Here is a 14,731-nt window from a genome sequence, read left to right as displayed (position 1 = left end):
CGGTAGCGTCGCGTTCGGGGTGGGGCGTTCTCGACGGGCGCTTCTCGACCTCGCTCGAAGCTGCTCGAACCCAACGGTAAAGCGTTAAGCCACGTCTCAAGCAGAAGCCGGACGGGATCGCTCCCGTCCGACTCGTTCGTTCCTCGAAAACGGATCAGCCCAGCTTCGGCGCCAGCACGCCGTTGACGACATGGACCACGCCGTTCGACTGTTCGACGTCATATTGGGTGACATAGCTCTTGCCGCCGCCGACATCGGTCAGCACCAGCGCGCCGTTTTCCAGCGTCGCCTTGATCGGCTGACCTTCGACCGTGGTCAGCGTCGCGGTGCCGCCGCCGGCCTCGACCTGCGCCTTGAGCGCGGCCGAATCGAGCTTGCCCGGGACGACGTGATAGGTCAGCACCTTGGTCAACGACGGCTTCTGCTCGGGCTTGAGCAGCGTGTCGAGCGTGCCGGGGGCGAGGCGGCCAAAGGCTTCGTTGGTGGGTGCGAAGACGGTGAACGGACCCGGCCCCGACAGCGTCGCGGTCAGGTCGGCGGCCTGTACCGCCTTGACCAGCGTGGTCAGGTTGCTGGCCTTCGACGCATTGGCAACGATCGTCGCGGTCGGCAGCATCGGCGCGCCGCCGACCATCACCGGCGCGGTCGCGGTAGCGTTGGTATTGGCCTGTACGCCGGTCTGGACCGTGCCGACCGGGGTGGTCACGGTCGCGGTCGTGCCGGTCCGCGCGCCGGTCGTGGCGGTGGGGGCCGGTTGCGCCGGCGCGGTCTGGGCATAAGCGGTGCCGGCCAGCGACAGGGCGAGCGCGGCGGTGGAAATGGTGGCGCGAATCATCGGTTTTCTCCGGTGGTTGCGAAAATTGGATATGCGGTGCGTCGCACACCGACCCCGGAAATACGGTTCAGCGGCGAAAACGGTTCCCGCCGGACTGATTTGGATCAGCCGCGCTCGGCCGCCAGTACCTCGGCCAGCAGGCGGAAATCGCGTTCGCGCGGCGAGGCGCGACGCCACACCAGCGCGATCCGGCGCTGCGCATTTTGCGATTCGATCGGGCGGGCAGTGACGCCGGTATTGTCGAGAATGCCGGCATCGATCGCCATTTGCGGCAACATGGTGGTGCCGAGACCGTTGTCGACCATCTGGACGATGGTGTGCAGCGACGTGCCCATCATCATCGCCTGTCCGCGCAGTTCAGGCTGTTCGCAGGCGCGCAGGGCGTGGTCCTTCAGACAATGGCCGTCCTCCAGCAGCAGCAACCGTTCGGGATCGATATCGTCGGCGACCAGCGGGGCGGGGTCGCCGCTGTCGTTGCCGGGGACGGCGAGCAGCAACCGGTCCTCGAACAGCGGCGCGACCTCGACCTCGCCACAGCCATAGGGAAGCGCCAGCAGCACGCAGTCGGTGCGGCCATGGTGCAACCCCTCGCATGCCGCCGCGCTCGGCTCCTCGCGCAGGAACAGCTTCAGGTCGGGATAGTCGCGGCGCAGGCGGGGCAGCAGGCGCGGCAGCAGGAACGGCGCGATGGTCGGAATGACGCTCATCCGCATCTCGCCCGACAGCGGCCGTCCGGCGGCACGTGCCATGTCGGTCAGTTCCTCGGCTTCGCGCAGCACCTTGCGCGCCTTGGTCACGATGCTTTCGCCAAGCGGGGTGAAGCGGACGACTCGGCGGGTGCGTTCGACCAGCACGACCCCGATCAGGGTTTCCAGCTCGCGGATGCCGGCGGACAGCGTCGATTGCGTCACGAACGACGCCTCGGCGGCGCGGCCGAAATGGCCCGCGTCGCGAAGCGCGACAAGATATTGAAGTTGCTTGAGCGTAGGCAGGTACACCGACATGGGTGCGTTACTTATCGATTGCACCGATCATTCCCAAGGGGAATTCCGATTGGATCGGTCCGGATCGTACCTTATATCGCGATGCAGCAATTCACGGTGCGGCAACGCACCAAAAGAAAGGGCATCCTATGCTGACCGTTGGCGACAAGCTTCCCGAATTCACCGTTCCCGTCCAGCAGGGCACCAGCGCGCTGCCCGCCGGCGAGACGCTGAGCCACGACGCGTTCCCGGGCAAGTGGAAGGTGCTGTTCTACTGGCCGAAGGACTTCACCTTCGTCTGCCCGACCGAGATCGTCGGCTATAGCGAACTGAAGGACGACTTCGCCGATCGTGACGCCGTGCTGATCGGCGCATCGACCGACACCGCGCACGTCCACCTGGCGTGGCGCAAGTCGGACCCGGATCTGGCCGCCGCCGACTTCCCGTGGATCGCCGACAATGGCGCGGTGCTGGCGAGCAAGCTCGGCATCCTCGACAAGAACGAGCATGTCGCGTTCCGCGCGACCTTCATCATCGATCCGGACAATGTCATCCAGGCGGTGCAGGTCAATGGCCTGAACGTCGGTCGCAACCCGGCGGAAACGCTGCGCGTGCTCGACGCGCTGCAGACCGACGAACTGTGCCCGTGCAACTGGAACAAGGGCGACGACGTCCTCCAGGTCGCGGCGTAATCCATCCGGGCGGGGCCGCGGTCCCGCCCCCATGATCCCATGCGTCACCCCAGCGCAGGCTGGGGTCTCTCCGTAACTGGGAGACCCCAGCGTGCGCTGGGGTGACGTGTTTTCATCGAAGGTAAGAACCCATGTCGCTCAAGGATTTTGCGGGCGCGCTGCCCGATTTCGCCAAGGATATCCGCCTGAACGTCGGCTCGCTGCTGAACGAGACGGTGCTCGACCCGCAGAAGAAGTTCGGGACGATGCTGGCCTGCGCGCATGCCACCGGCCACAAGCCGCTGGTCGACGCGGCCGAGGCGGAAGTCGCCGACAAGCTGTCGCCCGAAGCGGCCAATGCGGCGCGCGCGGCGGCGGCGGTGATGGCGATGAACAACGTCTATTACCGGTTCGTCCACCTCGCCAAGAACAAGGAATATGGCAATCTGCCGGCCAAGCTGCGGATGAACGTCATCGCCGCGCCGGGGATTGAGAAGGTCGATTTCGAACTGTTCAGCCTGGCCGTGTCGGCGATGAACGGCTGCGGCATGTGCATCGACGCGCATGAGGACGTGCTGAAGAAGCACGGCGTGAAGGCCGAGGTGATCCAGGGCGCGGTGCGGATCGGTGCGGTGCTGGCGGCGGTCGCTACGGTCCACGCGGCCGTGGCGTAAGTAAGAAGAAGTTTGGTTCGCGCGGAGGCGCAGAGGCGCAGAGAGGTTTTGGCGCACGATCGTCCCGCGACAGCGGGGCCACTGCCTTCGGCGCAGCGAAAGCGGTGGGCGATCGCTGCGCGATCGATCGCCCCGAACGAAACCCCGCTGCGCCTCTGCGCCTCTGCGCCTCTGCGCGAACCGCTTCTTATTTCCCTTTTGAACGGCTTACGACAGCGACCGGTACACGCTGTACAGGCTGGTGATCGTCAGCACGATGCCGACCAGGATCAGCAGCGTGCGCGCCGGGATGTGCTTGGCGAACATCGCCCCGAACGGCGCGGCGGCGATTCCCCCGATCAGCAGCCCGACCACGGCGGTCGTGAACGCCTCCAACCCGAGGTTGAGCAGGAAGGTCAGCGAGATGCTGACCGTCAGGAAAAATTCGGCGGTATTGACCGTGCCGATCGTCGTGCGCGGCGTCGCGCCCTGTACCAGCAGGTTCGACGTCACGACCGGGCCCCAGCCGCCACCGCCCGCCGCGTCGAGAAAGCCGCCGACCAGCCCCAACGGGGCGATGATCTTCGGCTCCTTCGGCTCGGGCGGCTTCCGCAGGCCGCGCCACAACAGATAGATGCCTATCCCGGCCAGATAGGTCATCACGAACGGCCGCGTGACCGACGCGTCGAGCGACGACAGCAGATAGGCGCCGGTCACCCCGCCGGCGATGCCGGGCAGCACCAGCCGCCCGAACAGTTTCCAGTTCACATTCCTGTGCAGCGCATGGCTGATCCCCGACACGCCCGTCGTGAAACATTCCACGACATGCACACTGGCCGAGGCGGTCGCGGGCGGTACGCCCAATACGCTGACCAGCAGCGTCGACGAAATCACCCCGAACGCCATGCCGAGCGCGCCATCGACGATCTGGGCAGCGAATCCGGCGGCAATGAATTCGGCCAGACGCGCCCAGTCGATATTCTCGAACATCCAATTTCCTTCGATATCGGCTCAAGCGGCGGACAGTGATGACGGCAAACGACAATGCCTACAAGATACATGGGCTTTGTTACGCCTACAGCATGGCTTGGCGGCGGGCGGCAGGGTGCCTACATGCAGGCATCGGTTAAGGGGATTGCCCATGTTCGCGCGGCTCGTGCGCTATCTGGATTCGATCAAGGCGCGCGACCCCGCGCCGCGGTCGCGCGCGGAAATCCTGACCTATCCCGGGGTCTGGGCGGTCGCGCTGCACAAGGTCGCGCATCGGCTGTTTCGCGGCGAATGGTTTTTCGCGGCAAGGGTCGTCAATCACGTTTCGCGCTTCATGACCGCGATCGACATCCATCCGGGTGCGACGATCGGGCGGCATTTCTTCATCGACCATGGCTTCGTCGTGATCGGCGAGACGGCGGAGATCGGTGACGGCGTCACCATCTACCAGAATGTCACGCTGGGCGGGACCAGCCCCGACAACGGCATCGCCGGCAAGCGCCACCCGACGATCAGCGACGGCGCGATCATCGGGTCGGGCGCGCAGGTGCTGGGACCGATCACCATCGGGCGGCGTGCGCGCGTCGGTGCCAATGCGGTGGTGACGAAGGACGTGCCGGAGGGCACGACGGTCGTCGGCATCCCGGCGCGTCCGACGGTGGTCGAGGGCGGGCAGGCGGGCGATCCGCGCTTCGTCCCCTATGGCACCCCCTGCCGCGATACGTTCGATCCGCAGACGCAGCGTATCGAACTGCTGCGTTGCGAACTGGAGACGCTTCGCAAGCGGCTGGACGAGGTGCTGGCCGAGCAACAGGACCATCGCGACCGGGCCTGATGGGAGTCGTCACGCCCTTTCCCGCCCCACGCCAGCCCGGACAGGTCGGCTTCGACCGCGCCGAACTGACCCGCATCCTCGACCTGTACGGGCGGATGGTCGCGGCGGGGCACTGGCGCGACTATGCGATCGATCTGGGGCGCGACGCGGCGGTGTTCAGCGCGTTCCGCCGCGCGACCGAACGGCCCGAATTCCGAATCGAGAAGCGGCCGTCCTTGCGCAACAAGCAGGGCATGTGGGCGCTGGTCGGCGAAGCAGGCGCTGTGGTGAAGCGCGGTCACGAGCTTGGCCCGGTGCTGGCCCCGGTCGAACGGCGGCTGATGAAGCTGGTCGAGGAATAAAAGACGGCCCCGGTCGCCCGGGGCCGCAAGTTCGCTGCTCAAGGAATGTTTCAGGCCATCGCCACCGGCGGCAGGCGTTGGCCCAGGCCGCCGAGCACCCCAACCACCGTACGGCGCATCGGTTGCCAGAATACCGATAGCGTCAGCAGCGCCGATCCGATGACGAAGGCGGTGAACGCCGCCGACAGTTCGACTGCGCCCGCTTTCTCGAACAGGGCGTAGAGCGCGTAGAGGACGTAAGCGAGGCTCGAGACCAGCAGCGCGCGGCGGTCGACGGCCAGCGCGACGAGGCCGAACAGGATGTAGAGCGCGATCACCACCGCCGCCATCGGAAGGGTCACGCTGGGACCGAATACGCCGAGCAGCTGGAACAGCGAATGCGCGATCAGCGGTGCGGCGACGAGGTGCAGCCAGAAGGCGACGTCACTGCGCCGGGTACGGCGATCGCGGTCGCTCATGTCCCAGCGCATCGCCGCGACGAACACGCCGATCCCGCCGAGCAGGGTGATCGGATAGAAGTTGTCCTTGAGCGCTGGAAACGCCGCGACGAGCAGCGACGCGACGGTCGCGACCAGCGCCGCCGCCCCGGCAGCGACGGTAATCGGCACCATGAAGCGCCGCCAATGCGCCCAGGCCGCACCCGCCGCAACGAGGCCGATGCCGGCGAAGATCATCGCCGTGGTACGATCGGGCACGTTCTGCGGATCGAGTTCGACGACGATGCCGAACAGCGTCGCGGCGACGCCGCCGACGAACGCAAGTAGCAGCAGGATGCTGGGCAGGGCCATGCGGCGACGTGCCGTGAAATATTCGGCGAGGAACCATGCGGCGCCGGCAACGCCAAGGCCGCCGAGCGGCGTCAGGATGGTCCCGCCGATCCAGGCGAGCGATACCAGCAGCAGGGCAAGCGCGACCGACACGAAGATGTCGTTGAAGCCGGTCAGCAGGCGGAAATGTTCCTCGTCCACCACCGGCGTCGCGCGTTGCCGCGCGATATGGGCGCGGAGTGCTTCGGCGGTGTTGGGGGACAGGACCCCGGCCTCCACCGCGCCGTTCAGATCGCTTTCGCTATACATGCTGCTACCTCCCTGTGTTGGTCGAGTATAGCAGTAGTGTATTGCTGTAGCAACACGGTTGTTTGGTGCAGTCGACCCTTGATCGGGCCTGCACCGGCGCGACGGAAAGACGGAGCTTCGACCGACCCTCTCTCTCCGCGAAACGCAAAAAAACGCCCCGCCAGTGAAGGCGGGGCGCGGATTGGGCCGCCAAGGCCCCGATTTTACCTGCCGCCGGGGTTGCGGCAGCTATCCTTTACGGTGCGCGAGCAGACCGGATAATTCTGCGGGGCGGGCGTGGGCGGGGTCACCTGCGGCGGTGCGAAGGTCACCTGTGGCGAACCGGCCATCGGCGCGCCAGCCATCGGTGCCGGCGGGGCGGGCGGTGCCATCGGCGCGTTGGGATCGGCCGCCATCGGGGCAGGCGGCGGCGGGGGCGCGTTCGGATCGGCCGGTGCGTTCGCATCCGGCGCCATCGGCGCGGGCGGCGGCGTCATGTTGTCGGCGGGCGGGGTCGGTGCGGCGGGCATGCCCGGCTGCATCGTCGAATCGGCGGGCGGCGTGGTCGGCGGGGTCGTCTGGGCGACGGCGGCACTACCGATCAGCAGAGCGGCCATGAAAGCGACAGTCTTCATCGGAAGATTCCTTTTCGACTTGTTTCGTTTAGGCTGCGGACCAAACGAGCCAAGTCGAAAAGGTTTCCGGTTCAGTCTTCAGCCGGTCGCGTCCAGTGCATAGCCCGCCGAACGCACGGTACGGATGATATCGGGCCGATCGCCCACATTGATCGCCTTGCGCAGTCGCCGGATATGTACGTCGACGGTCCGCGATTCGATGTCCGAATCATGGCCCCACACCGCATCGAGCAGTCGTTCGCGCGAAAAGACCCAGCCGGGATGTTCGAGGAAGTGCTTGAGAAGACGGAATTCCGTCGGGCCGAGCGGCACGACGTCGCCACCGCGCCGCACGCGGTGGCCGACCGTGTCCATTTCGATATCGGCATAGGTCAGCGCTTCGCCGGCCAGTGCCGGGCGGACGCGGCGGAGCACGGCGTTGACCCGGGCGACCAGTTCCCGGGGGCTGAACGGCTTGGTGACATAATCGTCGGCGCCGGTTTCGAGCCCGCGGACCCGGTCTTCCTCCTCACCGCGCGCGGTCAGCATGATGATCGGGACGTTCTGCGTCTCGGCCTGGCGACGCAGTTGGCGGCACACCTCGATCCCCGACAGCCCCTCGACCATCCAGTCGAGCAGGACGATGTCGGGCGTGGCCTCGCGCGCGAGCAGCAGCGCTTCCTCGCCTTCGTGCGTGCGGACGACCTCGAAATCCTCGCGCTGGAAATGAAAGGCGATGAGTTCAGCGAGCGCCGCATCGTCTTCCAACAGCAACATCCGTGCCTTGGTCATGATTATCCTGCGAATTCCGTGGTTTCACGCTCCGCCATCGTCTGACCGGTGGCGGCGAAATAGACCATTTCGGCGACGTTGGTCGCATGGTCGCCGATGCGTTCGAGGTTCTTGGCGACGAACAGCAGGTGCGCGACCTGGCTGATCGTCTTGGGATTTTCGACCATATAGGTCACCAGCACGCGGAAGATGCTGTTGTAATAATCGTCGAGCGCATTGTCGCGCTTGCAGATCTCGACCGCCGCCTGCGCGTCGCGCGCCGAAAAGGCGTCGAGCACGTCATGGACCATGTCGGCGGCGAGCTGCGCCATCGCCGGCAGGATGCTGAGCGGTTCGATGCGCGGATCATGGGTTTCGCCATGGATCGACGACACACGCTTGGCGATGTTCTTGGCATAGTCGCCGATGCGTTCGATGACGGCGGCGATCTTCAGCGCGGCGACCACCTCGCGCAGATCGTCGGCCATCGGCGCGCGCAGCGCGATGACGCGGACGGTCAGCTTCTCGACCTCCGCCTCGATCGCGTCGATCGCCTTGTCCTGCGCGCGGACCTGTTTGGCGAGCGCGGGATCGTTGCGGGTCAGTGCCAGCATCGCGTCGCTGATCGCCTGTTCCGCCAGGCCGCCCATTTGCGAGATCAATGCGCGCAAATGCCCGATATCGCGGTCGAACGCCTTGACGGTGTGTTCGTGGCCGGTCGCCATTTCGTCTCCCTCAACCATAACGTCCCGTGATGTAATCTTTTGTGCGCTCTTGGCGGGGGTTGGTAAAGATGTCGGACGTACGACCGTATTCGACCAGCGTGCCGAGATGGAAGAAGGCGGTGCGTTGCGACACGCGTGCTGCCTGCTGCATGTTGTGCGTCACGATGGCGATGGCGTAGCGGCCGCGCAGCTCGTGGATCAGTTCCTCGATCTTCGCCGTCGCGATCGGATCGAGCGCCGAACAGGGTTCGTCCATGAGGATGACTTCGGGGTCGACGGCAATGGCTCGGGCAATGCATAGCCGTTGCTGTTGACCGCCCGACAGCGCGGTGCCGCTGTCGGTCAGACGGTCCTTGACCTCGTTCCACAGCCCGGCACGGGTCAGCGAACGTTCGACGATGCCGTCCATTTCCCCCTTCGACGCCGCCAGCCCGTGAATGCGCGGGCCATAGGCGACGTTTTCGTAGATCGATTTGGGGAAGGGATTCGGTTTCTGGAACACCATGCCGACGCGGGCGCGCAGTTGCACCACGTCCATCGCCGGGGAGTAGATATCCTCGCCATCCAACCGGATGTCGCCGGTCACGCGGGCCGACGACACGGTGTCGTTCATCCGGTTCATCGTGCGCAGGAAGGTCGACTTGCCGCAGCCCGACGGGCCGATGAACGCGGTGACATGCTCCATGGCGATGTCGATCGACACGTCCTTGATCGCCTGTTTCTGGCCATAGAATACGTCGACACCGCGCGCGGACAGCTTCGGGACGGCGTTGGAGAGATTGGTGTCGGTCATTACCAGCGGGTCTCGAAGCGATTGCGGAGATAGATGGCGAGCGCGTTCATCGCGAGGAGGAACGCCAGCAGCACGAGGATGGCGGCGCTGGTCTTTTCGATGAAACCGCGGCTGACCTGGTCGGACCACAGGAAGATCTGCACCGGCAACACGGTCGCGGGATCGGCGAAACCCTGTGGCGGCTGGCTGATGAAGGCGCGCATGCCGATCATCAGCAGCGGCGCGGTCTCGCCCAGCGCGCGGGCCATGCCGATGATCGTGCCGGTCAGGATGCCGGGCAGCGCCAGCGGCAGGACGTGGTGGAACACGACCTGCACCTTCGACGCGCCGATGCCGAGCGCGGCGTCACGGATCGAGGGCGGCACCGCCTTGATCGCGTTGCGCCCGGCGATGACGATGACCGGCATGATCATCAGCGCCAGCGTCAGGCCGCCGACGATCGGCGCCGAGCGCGGCAGGTTGAGCGTGCCGAGGAATACGGCGAGGCCCAGCAGGCCGAAGATGATCGAGGGTACGGCCGCGAGGTTGTTGATCGACACCTCGATCAGGTCGGTCCAGCGGTTCCGCGGCGCATATTCCTCGAGATACAGCGCCGACAGCGTGCCGACCGGAAAGGCGATCAGCAGCGTCACCAGCATCGTCATCAGCGAGCCTTTCAGCGCGCCCCAGATGCCGACGGCGGTCGGATCGGTCGAATCGGCCGATTTGAAGAAGTCGGTGTTGAACCCGGTCGAGATCGCGCCGGCCTTTTCGAGCCGCGCGACCAGCGCTTCGTCCGCCGGTTCGCCATCGGCCTTGGTCGCTTCCTCGATCCCCGGCGCGGCGGGGACGGCGATGGTGACCTTGCGCGACAGGATCGACGGGTCGGCCTTGATCGCGTCGCGCACCGTCAGCCACGCGCTGTCGGAGACGACGCGGTTCTCCTCGCCGAACGCGGCGGCGGCGGCGCCGTTGACGGTGTTTTCGAGGCCCGCGCCGGCCAGCGCCAGATCGGCGCCGCGCGTCTGCAACTGCGCGCGATCGACCTCCAGTCCGGCGGCGGGGAAGTCGATCGGCAGCGAGACCATGGTCCGCTGGAACCCGCCGATCCCGCTCATCAACATCGTGACGAGCAGGAAGGCGAGGAAGCCGGCCGACAGGACGACCGCGGCGAGTCCGAAGAAACGGAAGCGGCGTTCGGCGGCATAGCGGCGGCGGATGCGCTTCTGCATCGCGCCCGTCTTCCAGTCGGTGGGCACGCGCTCGGGGGTCGCGGCGCGCTCGACGGCGGGCGATCCGGCGACGAGGCTGGGACTATTCATAGGCTTCCCGGTAGCGTTTCACGACGCGCAGCGCGACGACGTTGAGAAGGAAGGTGATCGCGAACAGCGTGAGGCCGAGGGCGAAGGCGGCGAGCGTCTTCGGGCTGTCGAACTCCGCCTCGCCGGTCAGCAGGTCCACGATCTGCTTGGTGACCGTCGTCGCACTTTCGAACGGATTGAGCGTGATCGACGCCGCGCCCGATGCCGCCATGACGACGATCATCGTCTCGCCGATCGCGCGGCTGACGGCGAGCAGCACACCGGCGACGACACCGGGCAGGGCGGCAGGGAGCAGCACCTTGCCGATCGTCTCGCTGGTGGTGGCGCCCATGGCGAGGCTGCCGTCGCGCATCGACTGCGGCACCGCGGCGATCGAATCATCGGCCATCGACGACACGAACGGGATGATCATCACCCCCATCACCAGCCCGGCGGCCAGCGCACTTTCCGAACTGGCGAACGGCATGCCGAGCATCACCGCGACGTCGCGGATCGCGGGGCCGACGGTCAGTGCCGCGAAATAGCCATAGACGACGGTCGGCACGCCCGCGAGAATCTCGAGGATCGGCTTCATCCATTTGCGCACGCCGGGCTTGGCATATTGCGTCAGATAGACCGCGCTCATCAGCCCGAACGGGATGGCGACGATCATCGCGATCACCGCGCCGATGAAGAAGGTGCCCCAGAAGAGCGGCACCGCGCCCAGCGTCGCGCCCGGATCGTTCGAGCGGATGACCTGCGGGCTCCAGTTGGTGCCGAACAGGAAGTCGGTGACCGGCACGATGCGGAAGAAGCGCCAGCTTTCGATGACCAGCGACAGGAAGATGCCAAGCGTGGTCAGGATCGCGATCAGCGAGGCAACGAGCAGCGCCAGCATCACCGCGCGCTCGACCTGCGTGCGCGCACGATAATCGGGGCGGATGCGGGTGAAGGCGAAGGCGCCGCCGGCAAAGGCGAGCAGGATGGCGAGCGTCGTGCCGATCCAGTCATAGCGGCTCTGCGCGGCGGCATAGGCAGGGGCCAGCACCTCCGCCTGTTGATTGAACGCGCCATAGGCGTTGCCCAGCGCCAGCGAACGAGCCTCCGCCAATATCGCCGAGCGTTCGAAGCCGGGGCCGGGCAGTCCGGCGGCGGCGGGCGTCGACAACACCGCGTCGCGCACCAGCGCCGGCGACACCGCGCTCCAGATGCCGAGGAACAGGAGGGCGGGCGCGGCGATCCAGATCGCCATGTGCCAGCCATGCTGGCCGGGCAGCGAATTGGGGCGATCGGCAGCGGTCGCCGGCTTGGCGAAGCGTGCGGCGCGGGCGCGCGCGACCATCCAGCCGATGCCGCCAAAGCCGAGCACCAACAGGATCAGCGTGACGCCGTGCATCAGTGCAGCTCCGCCGGGTTCATCGCGGTCTGGTTCGCGATCTCCGCCGTCGATTCGGCACGGACCGCAGCCGGCGCCGCGATCATGCCCCGCCGGGTCAGCGGGCCGCCCGGATCCCATGACTTTGCGTACATGGCGAGGAAGTCGTTCATGCCGGGCACCGGTTTGATGTGCGCCTTCTTCACATAGATGAACAGCGGGCGCGCACCCGGGTAGCTGCCATCGGCAATGCTGTCATAGCTGGGCGCGATGCCGTCGATCGGCACGCCGTGCAGCCGCGACTTGTTTTCCTCGAGATAGGAATAGCCGAAGATGCCGATGGCATTGGGATTGGTCGACAGGTTCTGCACGATCAGATTGTCGTTCTCCCCCTTGTCGACATAGCCGGCATCCTCGCGGATGCGGGTGCAGATATCCTCGTAGCGATCCTTGTCGCTGTCCTTCAGCGCCTTTGCCTGCGGAAAGGCGGCTTCGCAGGCCGGGACCATGATGAGTTCGACCAGCGCGTCGCGGGTGCCGCTGGTCGCGGGCGGGCCGAAGAACTGGATGGGGATCGCGGGCAGTGCCGGGTTGATCTGGTTCCACATCCGCGCGCTATTGGGTTTGCCCAGCGGATTGGCCGACAGCGCCATATAGACGTCACGCTTGGTAAGTTGCAGCTTGGGGCCGTTGTTCGATTCGGCCAGTGCCACGCCGTCGACGCCGACCTGCACCTCCATGATATCCTTCACGCCGTGCGACTGGCAGGCGGCATATTCCGACTTCTTCAACCGGCGCGATGCGTCGAGGATATCGGGATGCTGCGGTCCCACGCCGGCACAGAATAGTGCCGCGCCGGCGCCGGTGCCGGTCGATTCGACCAGCGGCGCGCGCAGATCGGGATTGGCGTTCACCAGCATCTCGGCGACGGCGGTGGTGAAGGGATAGACGGTCGACGACCCGACGACGCGGATATGGTCGCGCGACGTCTGCGGCTCGCACGCCGACAGCGCGAGCACGAGGGTCAAGGCGGACGCGATCCGACGGGTCATGCGGTTCCGGTTTCCAGATGCGTATACGGTCATTCGCGACGCTCCGCCGTGCTCTGTTACCATGGCGTTACGGCTTCATGACAGCGTGAAGCGGCAGCAACACGCTGACCGTCGTGCCGTCGCCGACGACGCTGCCGATATCCAGCCGCCCGCGATGGCGTTCGACGATGTGCTTGACGATGGCAAGGCCGAGGCCGGTGCCGCCCAGCGCCCGGCTGCGTCCTGAATCGACACGATAAAATCTCTCGGTCAGACGCGGCAGATGATCGATCGCCACCCCCTCGCCATGATCGCGGACGACCAGTTCGGCCATGGTATCGCGCGGCGTCAGCCGAATTTCGACCGGCGTACCGGCACGACCATATTTCATGGCATTGCCGATGACATTGTGCAGCAGCTGCGACAATTGCGCGCGGTCGCCGATTACCGTCACCGCCGGTTCGACCAGCAGCGACAGGTCGGCACCACGCGCGGGATTGGTCGCGCTCAATTCGTCGCGGACGGCACGCAGCATCGCCGACAGGTCGACCGACTGGTCGGGCGGCCGGTATTTCTCCGCCTCGATCCGGCTCAGGGAAATCAGGTCGTCGATCAGCCGCTGCATCCGCCGCGCTTCGTCGTTCATGACCTTCAGGAAACGTTCGCGCACGCCCGCATCCTCGCCCGCTTCGTCGCGCAGCGTTTCGATGAAGCCGAGCAGCGAGGCGAGCGGGGTACGCAGTTCGTGACTGGCATTGGCGACGAAATCGACGCGCATCCGCTCCGTCGCGCGGTTGCCGGTCCGGTCGCCCAGGTGGACGAGCCGCCGTTCGCCGCCGAGCGGGCGCACCCGCATTTCCCAGCTCTGGTCGCGCGAACCCAGTCCGACCAGCCCGACCGGTTCCGGGTCGTCGCTATTGCCGAACAGCCGTTCGGCGGCGGCGGGGTGGCGGATGGCAAGGCGGACGTCGCCGCCGACGATATGCTGGCCGAGCAGCGCGCGCGCCGCCGGATTGGCGGCATCGACATGGCCGGCGGCGATGACGAGGATCGGTTCGTCGATCGCGTCGATCGCCGCCTGGGTCGCGGCGGCACCGTGCTGGCGGGCGGTGTCGGGCGATTCGCCGCTGCTGCGATCGGGGCCGTGCAGCCCGGCGACCAGCACCGCCGCGACCGCACCGACCAGCACGACCGCACTCGCATTGATGCCCGCGCCCAGCAGAAAGGCCAGCAGGGCGACGCCGACCGCAACGGCGAGGGCGAGGGGCAGGCGGGGGCCGAATTCGTCCATCGGCCCCGATTAGGCGCAAGTGCCGCCGTAAGCCAGCGTCCGTCTTTACGATTGCGTAATCGCGCAGGTTCGGGAAGATGCGCCGATGGCCGATGATCCGCATCCCCCCGTCACGCCCGGTGCCGCGACCACGCGGCGCACGCTGCTGATCGGAGCGGCAGGCGCGTCGGCGGTGGTGTCGATCCGGCCGGCGCTGGCGCAGACCCAGGCGTCGGTGATGACCTGCGAAATCCCGGTGCCCGACAATGCCAGACGTGGTCAGATGATCGATGCCGATGGCAGCGTCGTCGCACCCGGCACGCCGGGCGCCTTTCCGGGTGCCAACCGCCCGTTCACCGGCGAAGAGGTGAAGCGTGCGATGAACGGCGCCAACCTGCCCGGTGCCGATGGCGACACGACCCGCGCCTATATGAAATATGTCCAGCGGTTGCAGAACGGGACCAGCGGCTTCACCTGCTTCGCATCGTTGCAGATGCCGCGCGGCTGAC

General features: G+C 66.5%; 17 protein-coding genes. 5 read left to right on the top strand and 12 right to left on the bottom strand.

Features of this window, described 5'->3' with window-relative positions; all coding sequences use genetic code 11:
- Positions 1-154: 154 nt before the first annotated feature.
- Together ACZ1JS_RS11445 and ACZ1JS_RS11440 are read right to left on the bottom strand one after the other, a co-directional pair.
- A complete protein-coding gene (locus ACZ1JS_RS11445; protein WP_465166167.1) occupies positions 155-835 on the bottom strand; it encodes a fasciclin domain-containing protein in 681 nt (226 codons plus the stop codon).
- A gap of 104 nt (positions 836-939) precedes the next feature.
- Positions 940-1,839, bottom strand: a complete 900-nt coding sequence (locus ACZ1JS_RS11440; RefSeq protein ID WP_465166166.1) for a hydrogen peroxide-inducible genes activator — start codon at positions 1,837-1,839, stop codon at positions 940-942.
- 128 nt (positions 1,840-1,967) lie between these two features.
- Here ACZ1JS_RS11440 and ACZ1JS_RS11435 point away from each other — a divergent pair, with 128 nt between their 5' ends.
- Complete coding sequence (locus tag ACZ1JS_RS11435; RefSeq protein ID WP_345877914.1) at positions 1,968-2,510, top strand: peroxiredoxin; 543 nt, start codon at positions 1,968-1,970, stop codon at positions 2,508-2,510.
- A gap of 131 nt (positions 2,511-2,641) precedes the next feature.
- Positions 2,642-3,163, top strand: coding sequence for an alkylhydroperoxidase, AhpD family (gene ahpD, locus ACZ1JS_RS11430; RefSeq protein WP_465166165.1), 522 nt, complete (start codon positions 2,642-2,644; stop codon positions 3,161-3,163).
- Positions 3,164-3,370: 207 nt separating this feature from the next.
- Here the strand turns inward: ahpD and ACZ1JS_RS11425 are convergent, their stop codons facing one another.
- The gene (locus tag ACZ1JS_RS11425) at positions 3,371-4,132 is read right to left on the bottom strand and encodes a sulfite exporter TauE/SafE family protein (RefSeq protein ID WP_465166164.1); all 762 of its coding nucleotides are present in this window, start codon (positions 4,130-4,132) and stop codon (positions 3,371-3,373) included.
- A 151-nt stretch (positions 4,133-4,283) separates the two neighbouring features.
- Between ACZ1JS_RS11425 and epsC the strand changes: the two genes are divergently transcribed.
- Together epsC and ACZ1JS_RS11415 are read left to right on the top strand one after the other, a co-directional pair.
- Entirely contained in the window at positions 4,284-4,967 is a 684-nt protein-coding gene (epsC, locus tag ACZ1JS_RS11420) for a serine O-acetyltransferase EpsC (protein WP_465166163.1), read from the top strand.
- Positions 4,967-5,308, top strand: a complete 342-nt coding sequence (locus ACZ1JS_RS11415) for a DUF2794 domain-containing protein (RefSeq protein ID WP_242116838.1) — start codon at positions 4,967-4,969, stop codon at positions 5,306-5,308. Before epsC ends, ACZ1JS_RS11415 begins: the two co-directional genes overlap by 1 nt.
- 50 nt (positions 5,309-5,358) lie before the next feature.
- Here the strand turns inward: ACZ1JS_RS11415 and ACZ1JS_RS11410 are convergent, their stop codons facing one another.
- The 9 genes from ACZ1JS_RS11410 to ACZ1JS_RS11370 form a co-directional block, all read right to left on the bottom strand.
- On the bottom strand, positions 5,359-6,384 hold the full coding sequence (locus ACZ1JS_RS11410) for a hypothetical protein (protein WP_465166162.1): 1,026 nt from the start codon (positions 6,382-6,384) through the stop codon (positions 5,359-5,361).
- Positions 6,385-6,587: 203 nt separating this feature from the next.
- Entirely contained in the window at positions 6,588-6,998 is a 411-nt protein-coding gene (locus ACZ1JS_RS11405) for a Fe-S oxidoreductase (protein WP_465166161.1), read from the bottom strand.
- A 78-nt stretch (positions 6,999-7,076) separates the two neighbouring features.
- Complete coding sequence (phoB, locus tag ACZ1JS_RS11400; RefSeq protein ID WP_242116842.1) at positions 7,077-7,769, bottom strand: phosphate regulon transcriptional regulator PhoB; 693 nt, start codon at positions 7,767-7,769, stop codon at positions 7,077-7,079.
- 2 nt (positions 7,770-7,771) lie between these two features.
- Positions 7,772-8,473 carry a phosphate signaling complex protein PhoU gene (gene phoU / locus ACZ1JS_RS11395; protein WP_465166160.1) on the bottom strand — a complete coding sequence of 234 codons (702 nt, stop codon included), beginning with the start codon at positions 8,471-8,473 and terminating at the stop codon, positions 7,772-7,774.
- A 10-nt stretch (positions 8,474-8,483) separates the two neighbouring features.
- Positions 8,484-9,266 (bottom strand): phosphate ABC transporter ATP-binding protein PstB, encoded by a 783-nt coding sequence (gene pstB / locus ACZ1JS_RS11390; RefSeq protein WP_242116844.1) that lies wholly within the window; start codon positions 9,264-9,266, stop codon positions 8,484-8,486.
- Positions 9,266-10,477, bottom strand: coding sequence for a phosphate ABC transporter permease PstA (pstA, locus tag ACZ1JS_RS11385; protein ID WP_465168680.1), 1,212 nt, complete (start codon positions 10,475-10,477; stop codon positions 9,266-9,268). The genes pstB and pstA overlap by 1 nt, the downstream gene beginning before the upstream one ends.
- An 82-nt stretch (positions 10,478-10,559) precedes the next feature.
- On the bottom strand, positions 10,560-11,942 hold the full coding sequence (pstC, locus tag ACZ1JS_RS11380) for a phosphate ABC transporter permease subunit PstC (protein ID WP_242116845.1): 1,383 nt from the start codon (positions 11,940-11,942) through the stop codon (positions 10,560-10,562).
- Positions 11,942-12,973 carry a substrate-binding domain-containing protein gene (locus ACZ1JS_RS11375; protein WP_465166159.1) on the bottom strand — a complete coding sequence of 344 codons (1,032 nt, stop codon included), beginning with the start codon at positions 12,971-12,973 and terminating at the stop codon, positions 11,942-11,944. The genes pstC and ACZ1JS_RS11375 overlap by 1 nt, the downstream gene beginning before the upstream one ends.
- Positions 12,974-13,040: 67 nt before the next feature.
- Positions 13,041-14,243, bottom strand: coding sequence for an ATP-binding protein (locus ACZ1JS_RS11370; RefSeq protein ID WP_465166158.1), 1,203 nt, complete (start codon positions 14,241-14,243; stop codon positions 13,041-13,043).
- Between the two features lie 85 nt (positions 14,244-14,328).
- On the opposite strand from ACZ1JS_RS11370, the gene ACZ1JS_RS11365 reads away from it, so the two are divergent.
- Positions 14,329-14,730: a hypothetical protein gene (locus tag ACZ1JS_RS11365; RefSeq protein WP_465166157.1), complete on the top strand. Its 402-nt coding sequence runs from the start codon at positions 14,329-14,331 to the stop codon at positions 14,728-14,730.
- Position 14,731 lies beyond the last annotated feature (1 nt).

This window comes from Sphingomonas sp. BL-S-05, assembly GCF_055521695.1.
This window is presented reverse-complemented; position numbering and strand designations above follow the sequence as displayed.

Bases quoted from the DNA above. Each gene is read 5' to 3' on its own strand.
- phoU (WP_465166160.1), bottom strand. From the start codon at position 8,473: ATGGCGACCGGCCACGAACACACCGTCAAGGCGTTCGACCGCGATATC.
- ACZ1JS_RS11440 (WP_465166166.1), bottom strand. From the start codon at position 1,839: ATGTCGGTGTACCTGCCTACGCTCAAGCAACTTCAATATCTTGTCGCG.
- ACZ1JS_RS11425 (WP_465166164.1), bottom strand. From the start codon at position 4,132: ATGTTCGAGAATATCGACTGGGCGCGTCTGGCCGAATTCATTGCCGCC.
- ACZ1JS_RS11435 (WP_345877914.1), top strand. From the start codon at position 1,968: ATGCTGACCGTTGGCGACAAGCTTCCCGAATTCACCGTTCCCGTCCAG.
- ahpD (WP_465166165.1), top strand. From the start codon at position 2,642: ATGTCGCTCAAGGATTTTGCGGGCGCGCTGCCCGATTTCGCCAAGGAT.
- epsC (WP_465166163.1), top strand. From the start codon at position 4,284: ATGTTCGCGCGGCTCGTGCGCTATCTGGATTCGATCAAGGCGCGCGAC.
- ACZ1JS_RS11375 (WP_465166159.1), bottom strand. From the start codon at position 12,973: ATGACCCGTCGGATCGCGTCCGCCTTGACCCTCGTGCTCGCGCTGTCG.
- phoB (WP_242116842.1), bottom strand. From the start codon at position 7,769: ATGACCAAGGCACGGATGTTGCTGTTGGAAGACGATGCGGCGCTCGCT.
- ACZ1JS_RS11415 (WP_242116838.1), top strand. From the start codon at position 4,967: ATGGGAGTCGTCACGCCCTTTCCCGCCCCACGCCAGCCCGGACAGGTC.
- ACZ1JS_RS11405 (WP_465166161.1), bottom strand. From the start codon at position 6,998: ATGAAGACTGTCGCTTTCATGGCCGCTCTGCTGATCGGTAGTGCCGCC.
- ACZ1JS_RS11370 (WP_465166158.1), bottom strand. From the start codon at position 14,243: ATGGACGAATTCGGCCCCCGCCTGCCCCTCGCCCTCGCCGTTGCGGTC.
- pstB (WP_242116844.1), bottom strand. From the start codon at position 9,266: ATGACCGACACCAATCTCTCCAACGCCGTCCCGAAGCTGTCCGCGCGC.
- ACZ1JS_RS11445 (WP_465166167.1), bottom strand. From the start codon at position 835: ATGATTCGCGCCACCATTTCCACCGCCGCGCTCGCCCTGTCGCTGGCC.
- ACZ1JS_RS11410 (WP_465166162.1), bottom strand. From the start codon at position 6,384: ATGTATAGCGAAAGCGATCTGAACGGCGCGGTGGAGGCCGGGGTCCTG.
- pstC (WP_242116845.1), bottom strand. From the start codon at position 11,942: ATGCACGGCGTCACGCTGATCCTGTTGGTGCTCGGCTTTGGCGGCATC.
- ACZ1JS_RS11365 (WP_465166157.1), top strand. From the start codon at position 14,329: ATGGCCGATGATCCGCATCCCCCCGTCACGCCCGGTGCCGCGACCACG.
- pstA (WP_465168680.1), bottom strand. From the start codon at position 10,477: ATGCAGAAGCGCATCCGCCGCCGCTATGCCGCCGAACGCCGCTTCCGT.